The sequence below is a fragment of the Pseudomonas japonica genome (genome assembly GCF_900188455.1).
Lineage (GTDB): Bacteria > Pseudomonadota > Gammaproteobacteria > Pseudomonadales > Pseudomonadaceae > Aquipseudomonas > Aquipseudomonas japonica.
In genome coordinates this window covers 137,495-158,736 of record NZ_FZOL01000011.1, presented here as the reverse complement: position 1 = coordinate 158,736, position 21,242 = coordinate 137,495, and the positions used below count along the sequence as shown (strand labels likewise).

General features: G+C 65.7%; 13 protein-coding genes. 4 read left to right on the top strand and 9 right to left on the bottom strand.

All coding sequences use genetic code 11. The annotated features are described in order from the left end of the window. Nucleotides 1-2: 2 nt before the first annotated feature. Both CHB99_RS15450 and CHB99_RS15445 read right to left on the bottom strand, forming a co-directional pair. Nucleotides 3-854, bottom strand: coding sequence for a 3-hydroxybutyryl-CoA dehydrogenase (locus tag CHB99_RS15450; RefSeq protein WP_042128386.1), 852 nt, complete (start codon nt 852-854; stop codon nt 3-5). Between the two features lie 14 nt (nt 855-868). Further along, entirely contained in the window at nt 869-2,053 is a 1,185-nt protein-coding gene (locus tag CHB99_RS15445; RefSeq protein WP_042128384.1) for an acetyl-CoA C-acyltransferase family protein, read from the bottom strand. A 175-nt stretch (nt 2,054-2,228) separates the two neighbouring features. Between CHB99_RS15445 and CHB99_RS15440 the strand changes: the two genes are divergently transcribed. Then, complete coding sequence (locus tag CHB99_RS15440; RefSeq protein ID WP_042128382.1) at nt 2,229-3,245, top strand: AraC family transcriptional regulator; 1,017 nt, start codon at nt 2,229-2,231, stop codon at nt 3,243-3,245. Here CHB99_RS15440 and CHB99_RS15435 read toward each other — a convergent pair. The 3 genes from CHB99_RS15435 to CHB99_RS15425 form a co-directional block, all read right to left on the bottom strand. Continuing rightward, complete coding sequence (locus CHB99_RS15435) at nt 3,242-3,679, bottom strand: carboxymuconolactone decarboxylase family protein (protein ID WP_042128380.1); 438 nt, start codon at nt 3,677-3,679, stop codon at nt 3,242-3,244. The genes CHB99_RS15440 and CHB99_RS15435 overlap by 4 nt on opposite strands. 252 nt (nt 3,680-3,931) lie before the next feature. Further along, the gene (locus CHB99_RS15430; protein ID WP_042128378.1) at nt 3,932-4,348 is read right to left on the bottom strand and encodes a RidA family protein; all 417 of its coding nucleotides are present in this window, start codon (nt 4,346-4,348) and stop codon (nt 3,932-3,934) included. After that, nucleotides 4,348-5,664, bottom strand: coding sequence for a flavin-containing monooxygenase (locus CHB99_RS15425; RefSeq protein WP_042128439.1), 1,317 nt, complete (start codon nt 5,662-5,664; stop codon nt 4,348-4,350). The genes CHB99_RS15430 and CHB99_RS15425 overlap by 1 nt, the downstream gene beginning before the upstream one ends. Nucleotides 5,665-6,150: 486 nt before the next feature. Between CHB99_RS15425 and CHB99_RS15420 the strand changes: the two genes are divergently transcribed. Genes CHB99_RS15420 through argE form a run of 3 tightly spaced genes read left to right on the top strand, consistent with a single transcriptional unit; the run spans nt 6,151 to nt 9,512 of the window. Continuing rightward, a complete protein-coding gene (locus CHB99_RS15420) occupies nt 6,151-7,644 on the top strand; it encodes an aldehyde dehydrogenase (protein WP_042128376.1) in 1,494 nt (497 codons plus the stop codon). Nucleotides 7,645-7,681: 37 nt separating this feature from the next. Continuing rightward, entirely contained in the window at nt 7,682-8,359 is a 678-nt protein-coding gene (locus CHB99_RS15415) for a DUF1028 domain-containing protein (protein WP_042128375.1), read from the top strand. After that, a complete protein-coding gene (gene argE / locus CHB99_RS15410; protein ID WP_042128373.1) occupies nt 8,352-9,512 on the top strand; it encodes an acetylornithine deacetylase in 1,161 nt (386 codons plus the stop codon). The genes CHB99_RS15415 and argE overlap by 8 nt, the downstream gene beginning before the upstream one ends. 56 nt (nt 9,513-9,568) lie before the next feature. Here the strand turns inward: argE and CHB99_RS15405 are convergent, their stop codons facing one another. The 4 genes from CHB99_RS15405 to CHB99_RS15390 all read right to left on the bottom strand — a co-directional run bounded on the left by CHB99_RS15405 (nt 9,569) and on the right by CHB99_RS15390 (nt 21,023). Further along, nucleotides 9,569-12,817 carry an RCC1 domain-containing protein gene (locus CHB99_RS15405; RefSeq protein ID WP_042128371.1) on the bottom strand — a complete coding sequence of 1,083 codons (3,249 nt, stop codon included), beginning with the start codon at nt 12,815-12,817 and terminating at the stop codon, nt 9,569-9,571. Between the two features lie 645 nt (nt 12,818-13,462). After that, on the bottom strand, nt 13,463-16,738 hold the full coding sequence (locus CHB99_RS15400) for an RCC1 domain-containing protein (RefSeq protein ID WP_042130199.1): 3,276 nt from the start codon (nt 16,736-16,738) through the stop codon (nt 13,463-13,465). 414 nt (nt 16,739-17,152) lie between these two features. Then, a complete protein-coding gene (locus CHB99_RS15395) occupies nt 17,153-17,398 on the bottom strand; it encodes a hypothetical protein (RefSeq protein ID WP_042130196.1) in 246 nt (81 codons plus the stop codon). Nucleotides 17,399-17,774: 376 nt separating this feature from the next. Then, on the bottom strand, nt 17,775-21,023 hold the full coding sequence (locus tag CHB99_RS15390; protein WP_042130194.1) for an RCC1 domain-containing protein: 3,249 nt from the start codon (nt 21,021-21,023) through the stop codon (nt 17,775-17,777). Between the last annotated feature and the right edge of the window lie 219 nt (nt 21,024-21,242).

Below are 21,242 nucleotides of genomic sequence, written 5' to 3'. Positions count from 1 at the left end.
TATTACTCGTAGACGTGGAAACCACGGCCGCTCTTGCGACCCAGGTAGCCGGCCGCGACCATCTCCTTGAGCAGCGGCGCGGGGCGGTATTTGCTGTCGTTGAAGCCTTCGTGGAAGGCCTCGACGATCGCCAGCAGGGTGTCCAGGCCGATCAGGTCGGCCAGGGCCAGCGGGCCGATCGGCTGGTTGCAGCCCAGGCGCATGCCGGTGTCGATGTCCTCGGCGCTGGCCAGACCTTCCTGGAGCACGAAGATCGCCTCGTTGAGCATCGGCACGAGGATACGGTTGACCACGAAGCCTGGACGGTTGCCGGCGGTGATCGCGGTCTTGCCGACCTGGCCGGTCAGGGCCATGGCCGCGGCATAGGTCGCGTCGCTGGTCTGCAGGCCGCGGATCACTTCGACCAGGGCCATCATCGGCACCGGGTTGAAGAAGTGCACGCCGACGAAGCGTTCCGGGTGGCTGATGGCGGCGCCCAGCTGGGTCACCGACAGCGACGAGGTGTTGGTGGCGATCACGCAGGTTTCGCTGACGTTGGCCGCCACTTGCTGAAGAATGCGCTTCTTCAGCTCAAGGTTCTCGGTGGCCGCCTCGATCACCAGTTGGGCGTCCTGCAGCAGCGCGTAGTCGGTGCTGGTACGGATGCGTCCGACCGCGGCCGCGGCCTGGTCGGCCTGCAGGGTCTGCTTGCTGACCTGGCGCTCCAGGTTCTTGCGCAGGGTGGCCACGCCACGCTCAAGCGCGGCGTCGGAAACGTCGACCAGGGTCACGTGGTAGCCAGCGACGGCACAGACCTGGGCAATCCCGTTGCCCATGGTCCCGGCGCCGATCACAGCGATAGTGGTAATGCTCATGTGGTTGTCTTCCTTCAAGCGCGTTCGAACAGGACGGCGATACCCTGGCCGCCACCGATGCACATCGTCGCCAGGGCATAGCGGCCCTGGATGCGCTGCAGTTCATGGATGGCCTTGGTGGCGATCATGGCGCCGGTGGCGCCGACCGGGTGGCCGAGGGAAATGCCGGAACCGTTGGGGTTGACCTTCTCCGGATCGAAACCGAGCAGTTTCGACACGGCGCAGGCCTGGGCGGCGAAGGCTTCGTTGGATTCGATGACATCGAGGTCGGCGACCGTCAGGCCGGCCTTGGCCAGCACTTTCTGGGTCGCGGGAACCGGGCCCAGGCCCATCAGTTCCGGCTCGACGCCGGCGTGGGCGTAAGCCACCAGGCGCGCCAGGGGCTTCAGGCCTTCGCGCTCGACCATCGCGCCGGTGGCCAGGACCAGTGCCGATGCACCGTCGTTGAGGCCGCTGGCGTTGCCGGCGGTGACGCTGCCGTCTTTCTTGAAGGCGGTCTTCATGCCGGCCAGTTGCTCGGCGCTGACTTCACCGCGCACATGCTCGTCGACCTTGAACTGCACCGGACCTTTGCGCCCAGGCACTTCGATGGCGACGATCTGGCTGTCGAAACGGCCCTCGGCGATGGCGCGGGCAGCGCGTTGCTGGCTGGTGATCGCCACTTCGTCCTGCATCTCGCGGGTGATGCCGTGCTTGGCCGCGACGTTTTCCGCGGTGATGCCCATGTGGAAGCTTTCGAAGGGGTCGTGCAGGATGCCGAGCATGTAGTCGATGCTCTTCATGTCGCCCATGCGCGCGCCCCAGCGGGCCTGGGTCAGCAGGTACGGGCCGCGGCTCATGGATTCGGCGCCGGCGGCGAGCACTGCTTCGGCGTCGCCCACTTGCAGGGTCTGCGCCGCGGACACGATGGCCTGCAGGCCGGAACCGCACAGGCGGTTGACGTTGAAGGCGGGGGTTTCCTTGGGAATCCCGGCGTTCATCGCCGCGACCCGGCCCAGGTAGGCGTCACGGGCCTCGGTGGGGATCACGGTACCCATGACCACATGGCCGATCTTTTCCGGCGCGACACCGGAGCGTTCGAGCGCGGCGCGGGTGACCTGGGTGGCGAGATCGGCAAGCGGCAGGTCCTTGAGCGAACCACCGAAGGAGCCGATGGGCGAGCGCACGGCGCTGACTACATAGATATCGTTGCTGTTCATGATCCACTCCAATGGGTGAAGGCGTGGCCAGGCACCCCCCGCTCTGCGAGAATGGCGCCCGGTCACGTCCGGGATGCCGTCGAGTCTAGGCAACCGGCGTTCGCGGGCCTATGCCTTAACTGTCCAGCCAGCCTGTCATTTTTTGCAATGTATGGGCGACGTCTACGGAATTGTCATGCGGGAAAACGATTCGGTCGCGGTGTATTTCGTCCACATCATGCTCTACGCCCTGCGCGAGCAGCCGGCGCGGGCGGCGGCTGCGCTGAGCCAGGCCGGCATCGATCCCGCGGTGCTCGACGACAGCAGCGCGCGCGTGCCGGCGACGGCGTTCGCGCGGTTGTGGCTGGTGCTCATCGAAAGCCTCGACGACGAATTCTTCAACCTCGACAGCCATGGCATGCCCCTGGGCAGCTTCGCCCTGATCTGCCGCGGGCTGATCCAGGAGCCGACGCTGGAAAAAGCCCTGCAGCAGTGCCTGGGGTATTTCAGCCTGTTCCTGCGGGATGTCGAGGGGACCCTCAGCCTGCGCGGCCAGCGCGCGGTGATCAGCCTGCGGTCGCGCATCGACGACCCGTTGCGCCGGGTCTACGCCGAGGAAACCCTGCTGGTCCTGGTGATCAGCCTGCTGTGCTGGCTGGGCGGGCGGCGCATCGCCATCGACCGCACCGAACTGACCGATGCGCGGGTGCGCCTGGAAGACGATGCCCTGCTCTGGGGGCCGAACCTGCAACTGGGCAGCGGGCGCACCGAACTGGAGTTCGCCGCCGACTACCTGAAGCTGCCGGTGGTGCAGGACCTCGGCGCGCTGAAGACCTTTCTGCGCACCGCGCCCCAGGGGCTGGTGGTGCGCTGGCGCAACCAGAATGGCCTGGCGGCGCGGGTCTGGCGGCACCTGCGCCAGCGCGAGTACGACCAGTGGCCGACCCTGCTGAGCCTGGCGGGAGAAGTGGGGTTGAGTGCCAGCAGCTTCCGCCGGCAACTGGAGCGCGAAGGCTGCTCGTTCCAGCAGATCAAGGACGAAGTGCGCCGGGCCATGGCCTTCGAATGCCTGCGCGACAGCGACCTCAGCGTCGCCGAGATCGCCGCGCAGACCGGCTTCCAGGAGCCCAGCGCGTTTCACCGGGCGTTCAAGAAGTGGACCGGCGAAAGCCCGGGCAGCTACCGCCAGCGCCTCGCCGCGGTGGGGCACTAGGCGGGAATCATCGCGAAGCCGACGCCGAAGCGGTTCCAGGCGTTGATGGTGGCGATGGCCAGGGTCAGGTTGACTACTTCGCTGGCCGAGAAATGCTCCAGCAGCGCGTCGTACTGATGCTGCGGCGCGTGTTTTTCCGGCAGACGGGTGAGGCTTTCGACCCAGGCCAGCGCGGCTTTTTCCCGTGGGGTGAAATAGTCGGTATCGGCCCAGACGCTGAGGGTCTGCAGGCGTGCTTCGGTCTCGCCGGCCTTGCGCGCGTCATTGGCGTGCATGTTCACGCAATAGGCACAGCCATTGATCTGCGAGGCGCGCAGGCGGATCAGTTCCAGCAGCGAATTCTCCAGCCCCGACCGGGCCAGGGCCTGCTCCAGGCCGATCATCGCCTTGTAGGCGTCCGGTGCGTGCTTGGCCCATTCGATTCGATTGCTCATTGCGGTGGCTCCGTGGGTGATGCGTTGGGAATGGAGAACACCTTAAACGCGGCGGGTGGTGGGCCGAATAGCCAATTTGCGGAAAAGCGAGGAGGCCAAAGGGGATGAGGCCAGAGAACGTCGCAGGAGTGGATCCGGGGATAGGGCCGCTTCGCGGCCCTTCGCGAGCGAGCTCGCTCCCACAAGGTAAGGGTGATTCTGTGGGAGCGAGCTCGCTCGCGAAGGGCTGCAAAGCAGCCCCGAAAATGTGACTTACTCCTGCTCCGGCACCACCGCGATCACATCGATCTCCATCAACCACTCCGCCTGCGCCAGCCCGGCCACCACCAGCCCGGTGGAGATCGGGAACACGCCCTTCAGCCATTTGCCCACTTCCCGATACACCGGCTCACGGAAGCGCGGGTCGGTGATGTAGGTGGTGGTCTTGACGATGTGCGAGAGGTCCGAACCTGCCTCTTCCAGCAGTTGCTTGACGTTCTTCATCGCCTGTTCGGCCTGCGCCCGAGGGTCGCCCAGGCCCACCAGGTTGCCCTCGAAATCGGTGCCCACCTGGCCACGCACGTAGACGGTGTTGCCGGCGCGCACGGCCTGGCAGAGGTCGTTGTCCAGGGTCTGGTTGGGGTAGGTGACCTTGGTGTTGAACATGCGGATGCGGGTATGCGTTGCCATCAGTTGACTCCCATGAGACTGGCTTTTTCAGACGATTGGTGGTGGGCGGCGCCCTGGCGCTGGTCCTTGTCGCGGTAGGCCAGGTAGGTGCGCTGGGTGGCGATATGCCCGGCGACATGCTTGGCGTCGTGCCACACGCCCCAGATGAACGATGAGCCCCGGCGCGACAGCCATGGCAGGCCGACGAAGTACACCCCCGGCTCGCTGGACACGCCGCGCTGGTGCTTCGGCTTGCCGTTGGCATCGAAGGCGTCCACCGCCAGCCAGCTGAAGTCCAGGCCGTAGCCGGTGGCCCAGATCACCGAGGTGATGCCGGCCTGGGCCAGGTCCAGTTCGAGGATCGGCCGGGTGATGCACTCCGGGTCGGCCAGGCGCTCGCGGGCCTGCGGCTCTTCCGGCAGGTCGAGGCCGTTGCGGGCGACGTAGGCGTCGGCGGCGTCGAGCAGGGCCAGGTAGTTTTCGTCGCCGCGACAGATGTTCTGCGCCAGGTTGTCCTGGAAACGCACCACGCCGTCATGGAACGACTCGGTCAGGCCGACCAGGGTCATGCCCTGGTGGGCGAGGGCGCGGAAGTCCACGGTATGGCCGCCGCGGGCGCCGCTGACGGCGATGGTCACGTGCTCGCGACCGGGCTTGGCGATTTCCGCGTCCCACTCGCCGAGCACCCCCAGCCACCAGCAGAAATCACGGTTGCGGTAGCTGCGCGGCGGACGGTCGTGGGCGCCCACCGAGAGGTAGACCTTGCGTCCGGCGCGCATCAGCTCGTCGGCGATCTGCACCCCCGAGGAGCCGGCACCGACCACCAGCACCGCGCCTTGCGGCAGTTGCTGCGGGTTGTAGTAGGCGGCGGAGTGGATCTGGTGCAGCTTGTCGTCCCGCGGCGCGATGGCCGGGATCACCGGGCGCTGGAACGGACCGGTGGCGGCCACCACGCGGTTGGCGCGGATGGTGCCCTCGCTGGTTTCGATGGTGAAACCGGGACGGTCGGCGTTGCGCACCACCTTCTTCACCTCGACACCGGTGCGGATCGGCAGGTTGTACTTCTTCACGTAGTTTTCGAAGTAGTCGGCGACCTGGTCCTTGCCGGCGAAGGCGTCGGCGTCGAGGTCGAATTCCAGGCCGGGGAAGCGGTCGTGCCAGACCGGGCCGTTGGCCACCAGGGAATCCCAGCGGCCGCTGCGCCAGGCTTCGGCGATGCGGTTGCGCTCCAGCACCAGGTGCGGCACGCCGAGCTTGCTCAGGTGTTCGCTCATGGCCACACCGGCCTGACCGGCGCCGACCACGAGGGTATCGATTTCGAGAGTGTTGAGTGTCATGTGCATGCCCTGTCTTGTAGGCGTTCTTGTTCAGGGCGGTCGTCGAACCGCCGTTGCCTGGAGCCAGACTAGGGATGTGGGGGATTTCGCGAAAATAGTAATTAGCTGGGGATTGCCGATAAAAAGGCGAAGGGGTCAGGCGGCGCTCTGCTTGTGGCTTGTCCGCGAACGGACTTGTAGGAGCGTGGCTTGCCCGCGAAAGGACTGCGCAGCGGTCCCGCTTCCGTGCAATACCGTAATGGGACCGCTACGCAGTCCTTTCGCGGGCAAGCCACGCTCCTACGAGTCATTCGCGGGTAAACCACGTTCCCACGAGTATTTCGCGGGCAAGTCAGCGCCCACAGCGGGATGTTCGCCATCAGGCTGGCCACTTTTTTCCTATGTCCCAACCACATATTTCATCGTTTTCCCGCCGCCCCATGTCCCGCACCATCTGCCCGAACAGCAACAACAAACGGGCCGCATGACGGTCCTCAGGGAGAGCATGTGCAAGACCTCGGCTACTGGCAGCGACAGGCTGCGCAACAGGCATTCATCGACAAGGCGCTGATCGGCGGCCGGCAGATCGCCGCGCAGTCCGGCGCCACCTTCGACGCCATCAACCCCGCCACCAACCAGTTGCTGGCCCGGGTTGCCGCCTGCGGCGAGGCGGAAGTGGACCTGGCCGTGGCCAGCGCCCGCCAGGCCTTCGAGCACGGCCCCTGGGCGCGCATGGCGCCGGGCGAGCGCAAGAAGGTCCTGCTGCGCCTGGCCGAGCTGATCATGCGCCACCGCGAGGAACTGGCCCTGCTCGATTCGCTGAACATGGGCAAGCCGGTGATGGATGCGTTCAACATCGACGTGCCCGGCTCGGCCCAGGTCTTCGCCTGGTACGGCGAGGCCCTCGACAAGCTCTACGACCAGGTCGCGCCCACCGCGCACAACGCCCTGGCCACCATCACCCGCGAAGCCCTCGGCGTGGTCGCCGCGGTGGTGCCGTGGAACTTCCCCCTGGACATGGCCGCGTGGAAACTCGCCCCGGCCCTGGCCGCCGGCAACAGCGTGGTGCTCAAGCCCGCCGAGCAATCGCCGTTCTCGGCCCTGCGCCTGGGCCAGCTGGCCCTCGAAGCCGGCTTGCCGGAAGGCGTGCTCAACGTGGTCCCGGGCCTCGGCGAAAGCGCCGGTCGCGCCCTCGGCCTGCACCCGGACGTAGACTGCCTGGTGTTCACCGGCTCGACCCAGGTCGGCAAGTACTTCATGGGCTATTCGGCGCAGTCCAACCTCAAGCAGGTCTGGCTGGAATGCGGCGGCAAGAGCCCGAACCTGATCTTCGACGACTGCCAGGACCTCGACCTGGCCGCCGAGAAGGCCGCCTTCGGCATCTTCTTCAACCAGGGCGAGGTGTGCTCGGCCAACTCGCGGCTGTACGTGCAGCGTTCGATCCACGACGAGTTCATCGAACGCCTGCTGGCCAAGGCGCGCAATTGGCTGCCCGGCGATCCGCTGGACCCGGCCAGCCGTGCCGGGGCCATCGTCGACGGCGAGCAGACCGCGCGCATCGTCAGGGCCATCGAGCAGGCCCGGGAGGAGGGCGGACGCCTGCTGTGCGGCGGACACCAGCTGACCTTCAACGGCTCCAGCAACTTCATCGAACCGACCATTTTCGCCGGCGTCGACAACGACATGCGCCTGGCCCGGGACGAAGTCTTCGGCCCGGTGCTGGCGGTGAGTGCCTTCGACAGCGAAGAGCAGGCCATCCAGCTGGCCAACGACAGCGTCTACGGCCTTGCCGCCTCGGTCTGGAGCGATGACCTCAACCGCGCCCACCGCGTGGCCCGGGCGCTGAAGGCCGGCACGGTGTCGGTGAACACCGTGGATGCGCTGGACGTGGCCATTCCGTTCGGTGGCGGCAAGCAGTCCGGGTTCGGCCGCGACCTGTCGCTGCATTCGTTCGACAAGTACACCCAGCTGAAGACCACCTGGTTCCAGTTGCGCGGCTGAACATTCCTTTTTCTCGACTGTTTTCAGGGAGCAGTACATGACGTTTTCCATCATCGGGCGCTGCCCGGAAACCGGCCAGGTCGGTATCGCCATCAGTTCGTCCAGCATCGCCGTCGGCGCGCGCTGCCCGTGGGTACGCGCCGGGGTCGGCGCGGTCTCGACGCAGAACATCACCCTGCCGGCCCTCGGCCCGCAGATCCTCGACCTGCTGGAGCGCGAGCAGATCCCGCCGCGGGAGGCCCTGAGCCGGGTGCTCGGCGCCAATGGCTGGAGCGAATATCGCCAGGTCACGGTGATCGACAGCCACGGCACGGTGGCCCTGTTCACCGGCCAGGAAGCCCTCGGCGTGCACAACGCGGTGGCCGGCGAGCAATGCGCGGCGGCGGGCAACCTGTTGTCCGGGGTGCAGGTGATCGAGGCCATGGTCGAGGCCTTCGAGCAGGCCCACGGGCACCTCGCCGACCGCCTGCTGGCGGCCATGCACGCGGCCATGGCCGCCGGTGGCGAAGCCGGGCCGGTGCATTCGGCGGCGCTCAAGGTGGCCGGCGAACTGACCTGGCCGCTGGTGGACCTGCGGGTCGACTGGGCCGACGCCGATCCGATCGCTCAGCTCGATGCCCTGTGGCAGGCCTATCGGCCGCAGATGCAGGACTACGTGACCCGCGCCCTCGACCCCACCACGGCGCCGAGCTACGGGGTGCCGGGCGATGAGTGAGATGAGCAGTCGCGACCTGCTGGAACGGCTGATCGCCTTTCCCACGGTCAGTCGCGAGTCCAACCTGGAACTGATCGGCTTCATCCGCGACTACCTGGCGGGATTCGGCATCGACAGCGAGCTGTTCCACAACGCGGAAGGCACCAAGGCCAATCTGTTCGCCACCCTCGGCCCGCGGGATCGCGGCGGCGTGGTGCTGTCCGGGCATACCGACGTGGTGCCGGTGGACGGCCAGGCCTGGACCGTCGAGCCCTTCGTCATGAGCGAGAAGGACGGCCGCCTGTATGGCCGTGGCGCCGCCGACATGAAGGGTTTCATCGCCTCGGTGCTGGCCGCGGTGCCGGCGTTTCTCGCCGAACCGCTGCGGATTCCCGTGCACCTGGCGTTCTCCTATGACGAGGAGGTGGGCTGCCTCGGCGTGCGCTCGATGCTCGCCGCGCTGGAGCAGCGCGCGCACAAACCGACCCTGTGCCTGATCGGCGAACCCACCGAACTCAAGCCAGTGCTCGGGCACAAGGGCAAGCTGGCCATGCGTTGCCAGGTACACGGCGCGGCCTGCCATTCGGCCTATGCGCCCTATGGCGTGAATGCCATCGAATATGCCGCGCGGCTGATCGGCAAGCTTGGCGAGATCGGCGCGCGCCTGGCCGCGCCGGCACTGCACGACGCGCGTTTCGATCCGCCGTACTCCACGGTGCAGACCGGGGTGATCCAGGGCGGGCGGGCCTTGAACATCGTGCCGGCGGAGTGCGCGTTCGACTTCGAAGTGCGCGCCTTGCCGGGCTTCGATGCGCAGGCCGTGGCCGACGAACTGGGACATTTCGCCGAGACCGAGTTGCAGCCGAAGATGCAAGCGGTGCAGGCCGACACCGGCATCAGCCTGCGCCCGCTGAGTGCCTATCCGGGCCTGGCCACACCGGCCGACAGCGAGGCGGCGCGGCTGTTGGCGCTGCTCAGCGGTTCGGATGACTTCGGCACCGTGGCCTTCGGTACCGAGGGCGGCCTGTTCGACCAGGCGGGGATTGCCACCGTGGTCTGCGGGCCGGGGAGCATGGACCAGGGGCACAAGCCGGACGAGTTCGTCAGCCTGGAGCAGTTGCACGGGTGCGATGAAATGCTCGGGCGCTTGGTGCGGTATTTGCGCGCGGGGTGAGGGCTTGTGGGTAGAGGATCGAGCAAGCTCGCGCCTCTACCCACAAGCGCGGCGCTTCATTTCCCCGGTGTACCTCGATGAAGCACGGCTTCAGCCTCGGCCATCGGCAACAGGCGACTGTGGGTGACCTTGTTGGTGAGCTCGTGTCGGACGTGGTCGCTGTTGCCACCGCCTCCCGCCACGCCCCAGGTCACGACCCGGCCATCGCGGGTCAGCGCGGTGAAGCCGCTGAGGTTGCCATAGATCGCGCGGACATTGACCAACTGGCCAGCGACACTGGCGGTGCTGCCGCCGCAGTTGCTGTTACCCCAGGCGACCACCGTGCCATCGCTGCGCAAGGCGGCGAACGCCATCAGGTTCCCGGTCACCTGGACCACATTCGTCGCTTCTTTGGCTTCGTTGGTCATGCTGCCGCCGTGCAGACCACTGCCCCAGGCAACGATGCGCCCGGTATCCAGTCGGGCACAGAAGGCGTGATGGCTGCCGGAGATCTCCACGATGCCCTGCAGATGTGGCGGGTTGTTCGCGGGAGATGTGTCGGGCCACACCTTGAGTTCCCCGGTGTCCAGAAGGACGCAGAACTCGTTGTTCGCCACTGCGATGTCCTTGACGTTGGTCAGCCGGGCGATGTCTTCGGGGAGCATGCCACCGGTGGCCGGGGTGCCCCAGGCAATCACGCTTCTGGAACTGCCGTTGTCGCGCAGTGCGGCGAACGCCCCGCCATTGCCGACGACGCGAACGATGTCATCGAACTGATCCTGTCCGGGCAGCATCTGTCCGCCGCCATGGTCAGTACCCCAGGCCACCGCATGCCCGCTCTTGCGACGAGCGACGAAACCGCCGCCACCTGCGCATATCTCGATGTAGTCACGGTGTGCCAGAACCCGGTCCGGAACCGGTGTACCGGTGGGGCCCCAGCTGAAGATCTCGCCGTCCGCCTTGAGCCCGGCGAACCCGCTACCCGCACTCCTGAGCTGGACATAGTCGCCGTAGACCGTCCCTGGTGTGCCGCCATATCCCTCCAGTTTCCAGCAGACGATATTGCCGTCACGCAGGCGGGCGGCAAAGGCGCCGCTGCCGGCAGCGATCTCGGCGACATTGTCGACCGCCTGCAGGGCGGGCGTCAGTTTGCCGCCGTAGTCGTCCACACCCCAGGCGACCATGTCGACTTCGATCCCCTGTTCACCCATGACCTCGTCGCGCATCGCCACGAACGCCGATTTGCCCAGGTCATTGAGTTGGATACCGTTACCGACGATGTTGGCCGGGCGGCATTCCCAGGTTTCGCTGGTGCTGCGCACGTAGAGTTTCAACCAGGGCTTTTCATCGAGCCAGGTGGTCGCCGCTGTCCAGTCCTCGCTGTCCTCGTAACGCCAGCCGACCAGCATGGGCTGGAGCGTGTCGTCATGCAGGGCACTGATCATTCGCGGTTTTCCAGCTCCGGTCCAGGTACCGACATTCCAGCGTGCCCCCATGATCCGCACCGGTCCGCTCTCGATCTGCTCTTGCCTGCCGATGCCGAAGCGGGCGGCTTCGGATACCTGGGTCGGTTCGCCCGGCCGTTCGACCTGGTACGACAGCACGATGTCCGCGCCCAGGTTGGCCTCGACATGGGCACGGTCCAGGACGAACACCACCTCCTGTCCCACCATGGGCGGGCTGATCGGGATGAAATCGTCGAAGTGCGGGCCGCTGCTGGCGTTCCAGATCACGTACAGGGTCTGCCCGCCGGCCATGCCCGGCCAGGGCGGGATGACGATTTCCAGCTGGCCCGGCAGGGTCTCGGGATCGAGTATGCCGTCCTCGGCCGCCGGGCGGGTAAAGGGGGCTGGCAGCTCGGCGCGGGCTTCTCCGACGTCTAGCTGTTCGCGGTCGGAATCCAGTTCGATCCCCGAGGCCTTGATCAACCGGTAGTAGACACTGAGGGTGCCGCCATCCAGCGGGGCGATGAGGCTGGCGCCGTCGATGGTGATGCTCAGCGGCTTGCCGGCGCCACCGCCGCTGATCGGGCGGCGAATGCTCTCCACCAGCGGTGTGCCGTTGGCGCGGATGCCGAACCAGGTGAGGATCACCGTGTCGCCGGCTTCCAGGGCGTCACCGGGAACGATCGCCGTGGTTTCGTCGAGGGTCGGATCGAGCACGCCATTCACGGCATCGGGCACCGTCGGCTTGGGCAGGCGCTGTTCTTCACCGAGGAAGGTGGCGAAGGTGCGTTTCGAGGCCCCGGCATCGCTGCCGTCACGGGTCACCCGGTGGGAGGCCACCGCGCGGCCACGGCCGAGGGCGCGTACATCGGCATTGGGGATGGGGAATTCCAGGTTGATGGGAATCCGCGTCACGGTCTTTTCCGGCGGCTCGACGGTGATGGTTTCGCCCTGGGCGGTGGTGCCGACCCAGGTCAGCCTGACCACGTCGTCGATCTGCAACTTGCCGTCGGGATCGGCGTAGACGCTGACGATCAGGTCGTCGTCGCCGAGCAGGTCGAGGTCGATGACGTCGTAGGGATCGGCGTCCGGATCGGGGTTTTCGATCATCGGTGCGTTGAACAGGCCCTGACCGACTTCCACCTCGATGACCGTGCGCAACGACCAGTCGCTGGAGACGTTGTGCACTTCGTCGCGCACGCGGTAGACCAGCACCAGGTTGTCGCTGTCGCCGGCGGCGAGGATGGTGTCCTCGGTGACCAGGATTTCCAGCGAGCCTGCGTCCACCTCGGCCTGAGTCACGTCATGCTGCAGCAGTTCGCCGCCCCAACTGAAGGTGATGCGGTCGAACTCGCGCATGTTGGGGTAGCGGGCAATGGTGACCTTGATGCCGTTCTTTGCAGCCTCCTCGTCGATGATGCCGCCGGGTGGCAGTTCCGGCTCGGGGGCGGGCAGATTCTGGTGGCCGGGCAAATCGGGTTCGGGATCGGTACCGCCGGGGAATACGCTGCGCACCAGCACCGCCAGGGGCGGGGATTCGCCGCCGTTGCCGCCGCCGGAACGGGTGACCCGGGCCCAGACGTCGCTGATGCCTTCGGCGATGCGGTCGGGGAGGATGAGCAGGCCGAACCTGTTGCCGACATGTTCCGGCAGGACCAGGCCGCCGGCTACGGGGGAGGACTCGTCGCCCCAGAACACCTCGATCCAGTCGTTCGCCTGCATGTTCAGGTACGCCTGGACCTCCACCAGCAGGCCGCCTTCGTTGACGTGCAGCAGGTGGTAATTGACTCCGCCGTCGGCGCCCTCGGTCTGTACCGGGACGATCAGGCCGGGGATAAGGATGGGGTCGAGGTTCAGGGGTGCGTTTTCATCGGTGGTCATGAGCTTCTCCAATCCTGTCGAAGCCGAGGGGGCTGAGCAGATTGAAGAGCCAGAGCGGTGGAGCGCACAACTGGCAGAAATGACAGGTAGGGCGGGCGTGACGGGGAAAGGGCTGGGGATTCAAGGACATGCCGCGAGGCGATTTGTGCGAATGCCTGTTTGCCAATGGTTGTTGTAGGAGCTGGCTTGCCTGCGATCGGCATGGGTATCTACATATCTCTGAAAACCTGACGGGAACCGCATCAAGGCCGCCAGGTGCCTGTCTTGAGCCTTGCAGCGCCCTCCAGATCGAGCGCCGCCCGCGCGGCGCATCGCGAGCTCGCTCGCTCCTACATTTGTTGCAACGTGCCTATGTCTGTCACGCCATGGTTGACCGCCTTGTGTGTACGACGCGGTATCGCGTCGACCCCAACAGCCTCCCCGCGATGAATCGCCAGGCAACAAAGGCTGGCAACTCCGCTCTCACAGGCCATGGCACGTTGCAAAAAATGTAGGAGCGAGCGCGCTCGCGATGCGCCGCGCGGGCGGCGCTCGATCTCACAGGCGCTACAACACTCAAGACAGGCACCTGGCGGCCTTGATGCGGTTTCCGCCAGGTTTTCAGAGATGTGTAGATCCCCATGCCGATCGCAGCCAAGCCAGCGCCTACCGACGACGGCGACGAAGCGCCCGCGCACTGGCCGCCAGCGCTTCGGTTTCACCGGGGGAGAGCAGGCGCCGGGCGGTGACGTGGCCGGTGAGTTCCGGTTGTACAGGACTGCTGTTGCCGCCACCGCCAGGCGTACCCCAGGTCACCACGCGGCCATCCGCGGTCAGCGCGGCGAAGGCACAGGCGTTGGCATAGATGGCCCGCACATCCGTCAGCCTGTCCGAGACAGCGGAGCTGTTACCACCGCAATCGTCCCGCCCCCAGGTGACTACCGTGCCATCGCTGCACAGGGCGGCAAAGGCACCAAAATTGCCTGTGACCTGAACGATGTTCGATTTGCCTGCCGCTTCAGTGCTCAACTTCCCGCCCGTGGGTTCGTGTCCCCACGCTACTACCTGACCGGTTCTCAGCCGTGCACAGAAGGCCAGTGAAGTAGAGCTGACCTCCACTGCATTGGTCAGCCGGGCGATGTCTTCGGGTATATCGCCGCCGACCTGGTTAGGCGGCCAGGCCTTCATTTCCCCGCTTTCGAGAAGGATGCAAAAGGTAGCGCCGGTAGTCGCGGCGAGCCGTCGGACATTGGTGAGCCGGGCGATTTCCTCTGGCACCAGGCCACCGTAGAGGCCGTTTCCCCAGCCGATGACACTTCCTCCATCGCCAAGGTCGCGCAGCGCAGCAAAGGCGCCCAGGTTGCCCATCACCTGAACGATGTCGTCGAACCGTTCCTGTCCCTGGCGCAGTTGTCCGCCGTTGTTCGGATCACCCCAGGCGACCACATGACCACTCTGGCGCAGTGCTGCTATCGCATGGGGTGTGCTCTGCAGGTCGACATAGTCTTTATGCTGCAGTGCTTCCTCTGGCACGGGGACGATTGGTGATTTGCCCCAGGCGAGCAAATCGCCGTTGCGTTTGCGTGCTGTGAACCCCCACAGGCTGCCTCTGACCTGGACGAAATCGCCATGGTTCATGGCTGGCATGCCCCCAAAATCTGGGTTCCCCCAGCAGGCCAGGTCGCCAGTGCGCAGGCGTGCTGCGAAGGCATAGCCGCTTGAGGAGATTTCCACGACGTTCTCGAGTGCGATCAGGGCGGGGTCCAGTTTGCCGCCATAGTCCGGATCACCCCAGGCAACCATATCGACCACCACCTCGGCACCGTCCATGACTTCATCACGCATGGCGACGAAGGCTGCTTCGTCAACTCCATTGATATGGGCCCCGTTGCCGACGATGTTCAGCGCCCGGCACTCCCAGGTCTCGCTGCTGCTTCGTGCATAGAGCTTCAACCCGGGCTTGTCGTCGAACCATTCGCTGGCGACGGTCCAGCGCTCGCTGTCTTCGTAGCGCCAGGCCACACGCATCGGCGTCAAGCTCTGGTCATGCAGGGCGCTGAGAATCCGTGGCATGGTCGGTCCGCGCCAGGTATTGGGGTTGAAACGCGCACCCATGATCCGCAACGGCCCTTCGTCGGTCTCTTCCTGGGTGTCAATGATGAAAATGGCAGGCTCGGACACCTGGTCCACTTCGCCCGGAGTCTCCACCCGGTAGCTGATCTCGACCTCCGCGCCGAGGTTGGCTTCGACATGCGTCCGGTCCAGATGGAATACCACTTCCTGGCCCACCAGCGGTGCACTGATCGGGATGAAATCGTAGTAATCCAGGCCAACGCTGGCACGCCAGAAGACATGCACGGTCTGGTCGTCGTGCATTCCTGGCCAGGGCGGGATGACGATTTGCAGGTACGCCGGCAGGTCCTCGGGGTCGAGCACGCCGTCTTCCGCTGCGGGGCGGGTGAAGGGTGGCGGCAACTGATCGCGGGCCTCGCCGACAGTCAAGTGTTCGCGCTCGGACTCAAGCTTGAGGTCCAGGCTTTTTTCCACGCTGTAGTAGACGCTGAGGGTGCCGCCATCGAGCGGTGCGATCGCCGTGGCGGGGATGCTGAAAGTCATCGGCTTGCCGGCCTCGTTGCCGCTGACCGGGCGTTGCTCTTCATGCAGCAGCGGGCTGCCGTTGGCGCGGGTGCCGAGCCAGACCAGCCGGACATAGTTGCCGGCTTCCAGCGCGTCGCCAGGCACCACCACCGTGGTGCCATCGAGGCCCGGGTCGAGCACGCCATCGACGGCATCGCTGACGATGGGCTTGGGCAGGCGCTGTTCTTCGCCGAGGAAGGTGGCGAAGGTGCGTTTGGACGGACCGGCCGAGCTGCCGTCGCGGGTCACGGCATAGGAGGCGACACAGCGTCCGCGGCCCAGGCGAATCACGTCGGCGTTGGGGATATAGAACTTCAGGGTCACCGGAATGCGGACCACTGTCTGTTCGGGCAGCTCGACGGGCACCGGTTCGCCCTGGGCGGTGGTGCCGATCCAGGTCAGCGCGACCACGTCGTCGACCTGCAACAGGCCGTTGATGGGCGCCTGGACCTCGACGAGGAGGTCGTTGTCGCCGAGCACGTCGAGGTCGATCACGTCATAGGGATCGGCGGTCGGGTCGGGGTTCTCGATGATCGGGGCGTCGAACAGGCCCTTGCCCACTTCCACCTGGATGATGGTGCGCAGCGACCAGTCGCTGGAGACGTTGTGTACTTCGTCGCGCACGCGGTAGACCAGCGCCAGTTCGTTGCTGTCGCCGGCGGCGAGGATGGTTTCTTCGGTGACCAGGATTTCCAGGGAACCGGCGTCGACCTCGGCCTGGGTCACGTCATGCTGCAGCAGCTCGCCGCCCCAGCTGAAGGTGATGCGGTCGAAGACGCGCATGTTGGGGTAGCTGCTGATGGTGACCTTGACGCCGTTCTTGGCCGCTTCCTCGTCGATGATGCCGCCGGGAGGCAGTTCGGGTTCCGGGGCAGGGAGGTTCTGGTGGCCGGGTAGGTCGGGGGCGGGGTCGGTGCCGCCGGGGAACACGCTGCGCACGAGGATGCCGATGGGCACCGATTCGCCGCCGTTGCCGCCACCGGAGCGGGTGACCCGGGCCCAGACGTCGCTGATGCCTTCGGCGATGCGGTCGGAGGGGATGAACAGGCCGAACTTTTCGCCGACATGTTCCGGCAGGACCAGTTCGCCGGCTACGGGCTCGCTGGGGTCACCCCAGAACACCTCGACCCAGTCGCCGCTCTCCATGTTCAGGTAGGGCTGGACCTGGACCAGCAGGCCACCTTCGTTGACATGCAGCAGGTTGTAATTGACCCCGCCGACGGCACCGTCGGTCTGTACCGGGATGATCATGCCGGGGATAAGGACGGGGTCGAGGTTCAGGGGAGTGTTTTCATCGGTGGTCATGAGGGTTCTCCAATCCTGTGGGGGCCGAGGGGCTGAGCAGATTGAAGAGCCAGTGAGGCGGGGCGCACAACTGGCAGAAATGACAGGTAGGGCGGGTGTGACGGGGAAAGGGCAGGGGATTCAAGGAGATGCCGCGCGGCGATTTGTACGAATGCCTGTTTGCCAATGGTTGTTGTAGGTGTTGGCATTGCCTGCCAATGGCTGCTGTAGGCGTTGGTGTGCCTGCCAATGGCTGCTGTAGGCATTGGCGTGCCTGCCAATGGTTGTTGTAGGAGCTGGCTTGCCTGCGATCGGCGGCGCAGCCGTCGTAAATCCTGAATCCACAGTGAACCTGACACACCGTGGATACCGGTTTTACGACGGCTGCGCCGCCGATCGCAGGCAAGCCAGCTCCTACAGTGCCAGTCCAGTTACCTAGAGGACCGGCACGCTGACCGTGGTTTCGGCCTGGGCAACCTTGAGCAGGGCCTGGCCGATGCGCAGCTCGATTTCCGCCCCTTCGAGCGAGGCCTGGTCGCGGGGCCTGGATTGCAGGGGCAGTTTGCTCAGGGCGCAGAGGGCGCTGTTCAGGTGCTCGTCGGCGAGGCGGATGGCCTGGTCATGGGTGAGGCCGGGTTTGATGCAGAGGATAGGGGGCGGATCGGGGACAAGTTTTTTCATGGCGGATCTCTCGTAGTGGAAGCGGATCGGCCACCTATCGCTGCTAAACGAATGGGTGGCGACTGTACGCGGGTTAGCAGACCGGGCTACGAGAATCCCGGCGCACTCGAAAGTGCCCCACGCACAGCCGCCATGACAGGTTGCTGATGGGAACTCGTAGTTCGGACTGCTAATCCGGTCGTTGATTTGGCAACGACCGGCGGAGATTAGGCAGCGTTTCCGAGGTACGCAACCACCAGGCGGGGGCGGGGAGTATGCTTGGGAAATTGCCTACAAGAAAGTCGGAGATAGGTGAATTTTCGTGGCGGGATGCGACAGATTTCGCAGCAGGGTGGGGCCGACGGGGCGACACACCGACCCGCCGGCTCCAGGCACTTCAACCGTCCAGCCTCCGGTTCCGGGCCACGGCTCTGGCCTCGCGGGTCGAAAGAAGGCGGCCGGTGGTGACTTTGCCGGTGAGTTCGGGCTGGGCTTCGTCGCTGTTGCCGGCACCGCTCTGTAAGCCCCAGGTCACGACCCGGCCGTCCCCAGTCACTGCGGCAAAACTGTTGAGGGCGGAATAGATGGCGCGCACATCGATCAGTTGACCAGCAACGAGGGAGCTGTCGCCGCCGCTTGACCGTGCGCCCCAGGTGACGACGCTGCCGTCGCGGCACAGTGCGGCGAACGCCATGTGGTTGCCGATGACCTGGACGATGTCCGATCTGCCAAGCACTTCATCGGTAAGGTTCCCGCCATTATTCGGGTCGCCCCAGGCGACTACCCGGCCACTGCTCAGCCGAGCGCAGAACGCCGAGAGGGTGGACGTCACCTCCACCACGTTCTTCACCTGCTCGATATCGTCCGGAATCAGGCCTCCCATGGCAGTCTTGGGCCAGGCCTTCACCTCGCCTGTTTCCAGCAGGACGCAGAAGGCATCGGAGGTAGCGGCGCCGAGTGTACGAATGTTGGTCAGGTCAGCGATCTCGCTGGGCACGTTACCGCTGGCGCCCCAGGCAATCACGCTGCGGGTATTGCCGCTGCCGCGCAATGCGGCGAATCCGCCGTTGTTGCCCATGACGTCGAGGATATCGTCGTAGCGCTCCTGTCCCGGTTGCAGTTGTCCGCCCTGGGTCGGCTCGCCCCAGGCCACGATATGGCCACTTGCGCGGCGCGCGGCCAAGGCTCTCGATGCGCCATACAGGTCGACGTAGTCCTTGTACTGCAGAACCCGCTGCGGAATCGGCACCGACGGGTCCTCACCCCAGGCGAACAACTCGCCATCCCTGTTCCGCGCTACGAACGCGAAGAAGTTGCTCCTGACCTGGACGAAGTCACCGTTGATCACGGCAGGGCTGCCGCCATAGCGCGGGTTGCCCCAGCACAGCACATTGCCGTCGCGCAGCCGCGCCGCGAAGGCAAAGCCGGCGGCGGTCACCTCCGCCACCTGCTTGACCGCGATCAGGTTGTCGTTCAGTTGGCCACCCACATCCGGACTGCCCCAGGCCACCATGTCGACTTCCGGCCCGTCGTCGCCCATGACTTCATCGCGCAGGGCGATGGCTGCGCAATGGGAGGCATTGGTCCCGCTGCCGATGATATTGGCTGGCCGGCATTCCCAGGTTTGGCTGTTGTTGCGCACGTAGAGCTTGAGCCAGGGTTTGTGGTCGTTCCATTCGGTCGCCGAGATCCAGTCCTGTTCGTCTTCGTAGCGCCACTGGGCGCGCATCGGCTCCAGGGTGTCATCGTGCAATGCGGTGAGCATCTGGGGGCTGGAGGTGCCACGCCATTTCGCCATGCTGTAGCGCGCGCCCATGATTCGCAGTGGACCGCTGCCAGCGTCGGTACGGGTGTCGACGCGCAGGCTGGCGACCTCGGACACCTGGTCCGCCTCGCCAGGAGTTTCCACCCGGTAGCTGATCTCGACCTCCGCGCCGAGGTTGGCTTCGACATGGCTGCGGTCCAGCAGGAACACCACCTCATACCCTTCCATCGGCACGCTGATGGGCATGTAGTCGTCATGCTGCGGGCCACTGCTGGCGCGCCAGAGCAGGCGCAGGGTCTGCCCGTCCTGCATGCCGGGCCAGGGCGGGACGATGATCTGCAGTTGCGCCGGCAGGTCCTCGGGGTCGAGCAGGCCGTCTTCCGCCGCTGGGCGCGTGGTGGGGGCGGGCAGTTCGGCGCGGGCTTCGCCGACGCTCAGGTGCTCGCGTTCGGAGTCGAGTTCTAGGCCGGAGGACTTGATGAGCCGGTAGTAGACGACGAGGGTGCCGCCGTTCAGCGGCGCGATAAGCGTGGCGCCCGGAATGGGGATGATCACCGGCTTGCCTGCATTGCCGCCGCTGATCTGCTGGCGGAACTCTTCCAGCAGCGGCGAGCCATTGGCCCGGGTGCCCAGCCAGGTGACGAACAGTACGTCGCCGGCTTCCAGCGCATCGCCTGGGACGATGACGGTGGTCTCGGCGAGGGTCGGGTCGAGTACGCCATTCACGGCATCGCTGACCGTGGGCTTGGGCAGGCGTTGTTCCTCGCCGAGGAAGGTGGCGAACCTGCGCTTGGATACACCGGCCGCGCTGTCGTCGCGGGTCACCGAATAGGAGGCGACCCCCCGACCCCGTCCCAGTTGGCGGATGTCGGCATTGGGAATCGGGAAGGTCACCGCCGTCGGAATCCTCGGCACGCTCTGCGGTTCGGGCTCGAAGATGATCGGCTGGCCCTGCGCGGTGGTGCCGACCCACTTCAGCGCGGCCACGTCGCCGACCATCAGTTGTCCACCTTCGGCAACCAGCACGCTGACCAGCAGGTCGTCGTCGCCGAGCAGGTCGAGGTCGATGACGTCGTAGGGGTCGGCATCCGGGTCGGGGTTCTCGATCATCGGTGCGTTGAACAGGCCCTGACCGACTTCCACCTCGATGATGGTGCGCAGCGACCAGTCGCTGGAGACGTTGTGTACTTCGTCGCGCACGCGGTAGACCAGCGCCAGTTCGTTGCTGTCGCCGGCGGCGAGGATGGTTTCTTCGGTGACCAGGATTTCCAGGGAGCCGGCGTCGACCTCGGCCTGGGTCACGTCATGCTGCAGAAACTCGCCGCCCCAACTGAAGGTGATGCGGTCGAAGACGCGCATGTTGGGGTAGCTGCTGATGGTGACCTTGACGCCGTTCTTCGCGGCCTCTTCATCGATGATGCCGCCGGGAGGCAGCTCGGGTTCCGGGGCAGGGAGGTTCTGATGGCCGGGCAGGTCGGGTTCGGGATCGGTGCCGCCGGGGAACACGCTGCGCACGAGGATGCCGATGGGCACGGATTCGCCGCCGTTGCCGCCGCCGGAGCGGGTGACCCGGGCCCAGACATCGCTGATACCTTCGGCGATGCGATCGGGGGGGATGAACAGGCCGAATTTTTCGCCGACATGTTCCGGCAAGACCAGTTCGCCGGCTACGGGCTCGCTGGGGTCACCCCAGAACACCTCGACCCAGTCGCCGCTCTCCATGTTCAGGTAGGGCTGGACCTGGACCAGCAGGCCACCTTCGTTGACATGCAGCAGGTTGTAATTGACTCCGCCGACGGCACCGTCGGTCTGTACCGGGATGATCATGCCGGGGATAAGGACGGGGTCGAGGTTCAGGGGAGCGTTTTCATCGGTGGTCATGACGGTTCTCCAATCCTGTCGGGGCCGAGGGGGCTGAGCAGATTGAAGAGCCAGTGAGGTGGGGCGCACAACTGGCAGAAATGACAGGTAGGGCGGGTGTGATGGGGAAAGGGTTGGGGATTCAAGGAGATGCCGCGAGGCGATTTGTATGAATGCCTGTTTGCCAATGGCTGTCGTAGGCATTGGTGTGCCTGGCAATGGTTGTTGTAGGAGCTGGCT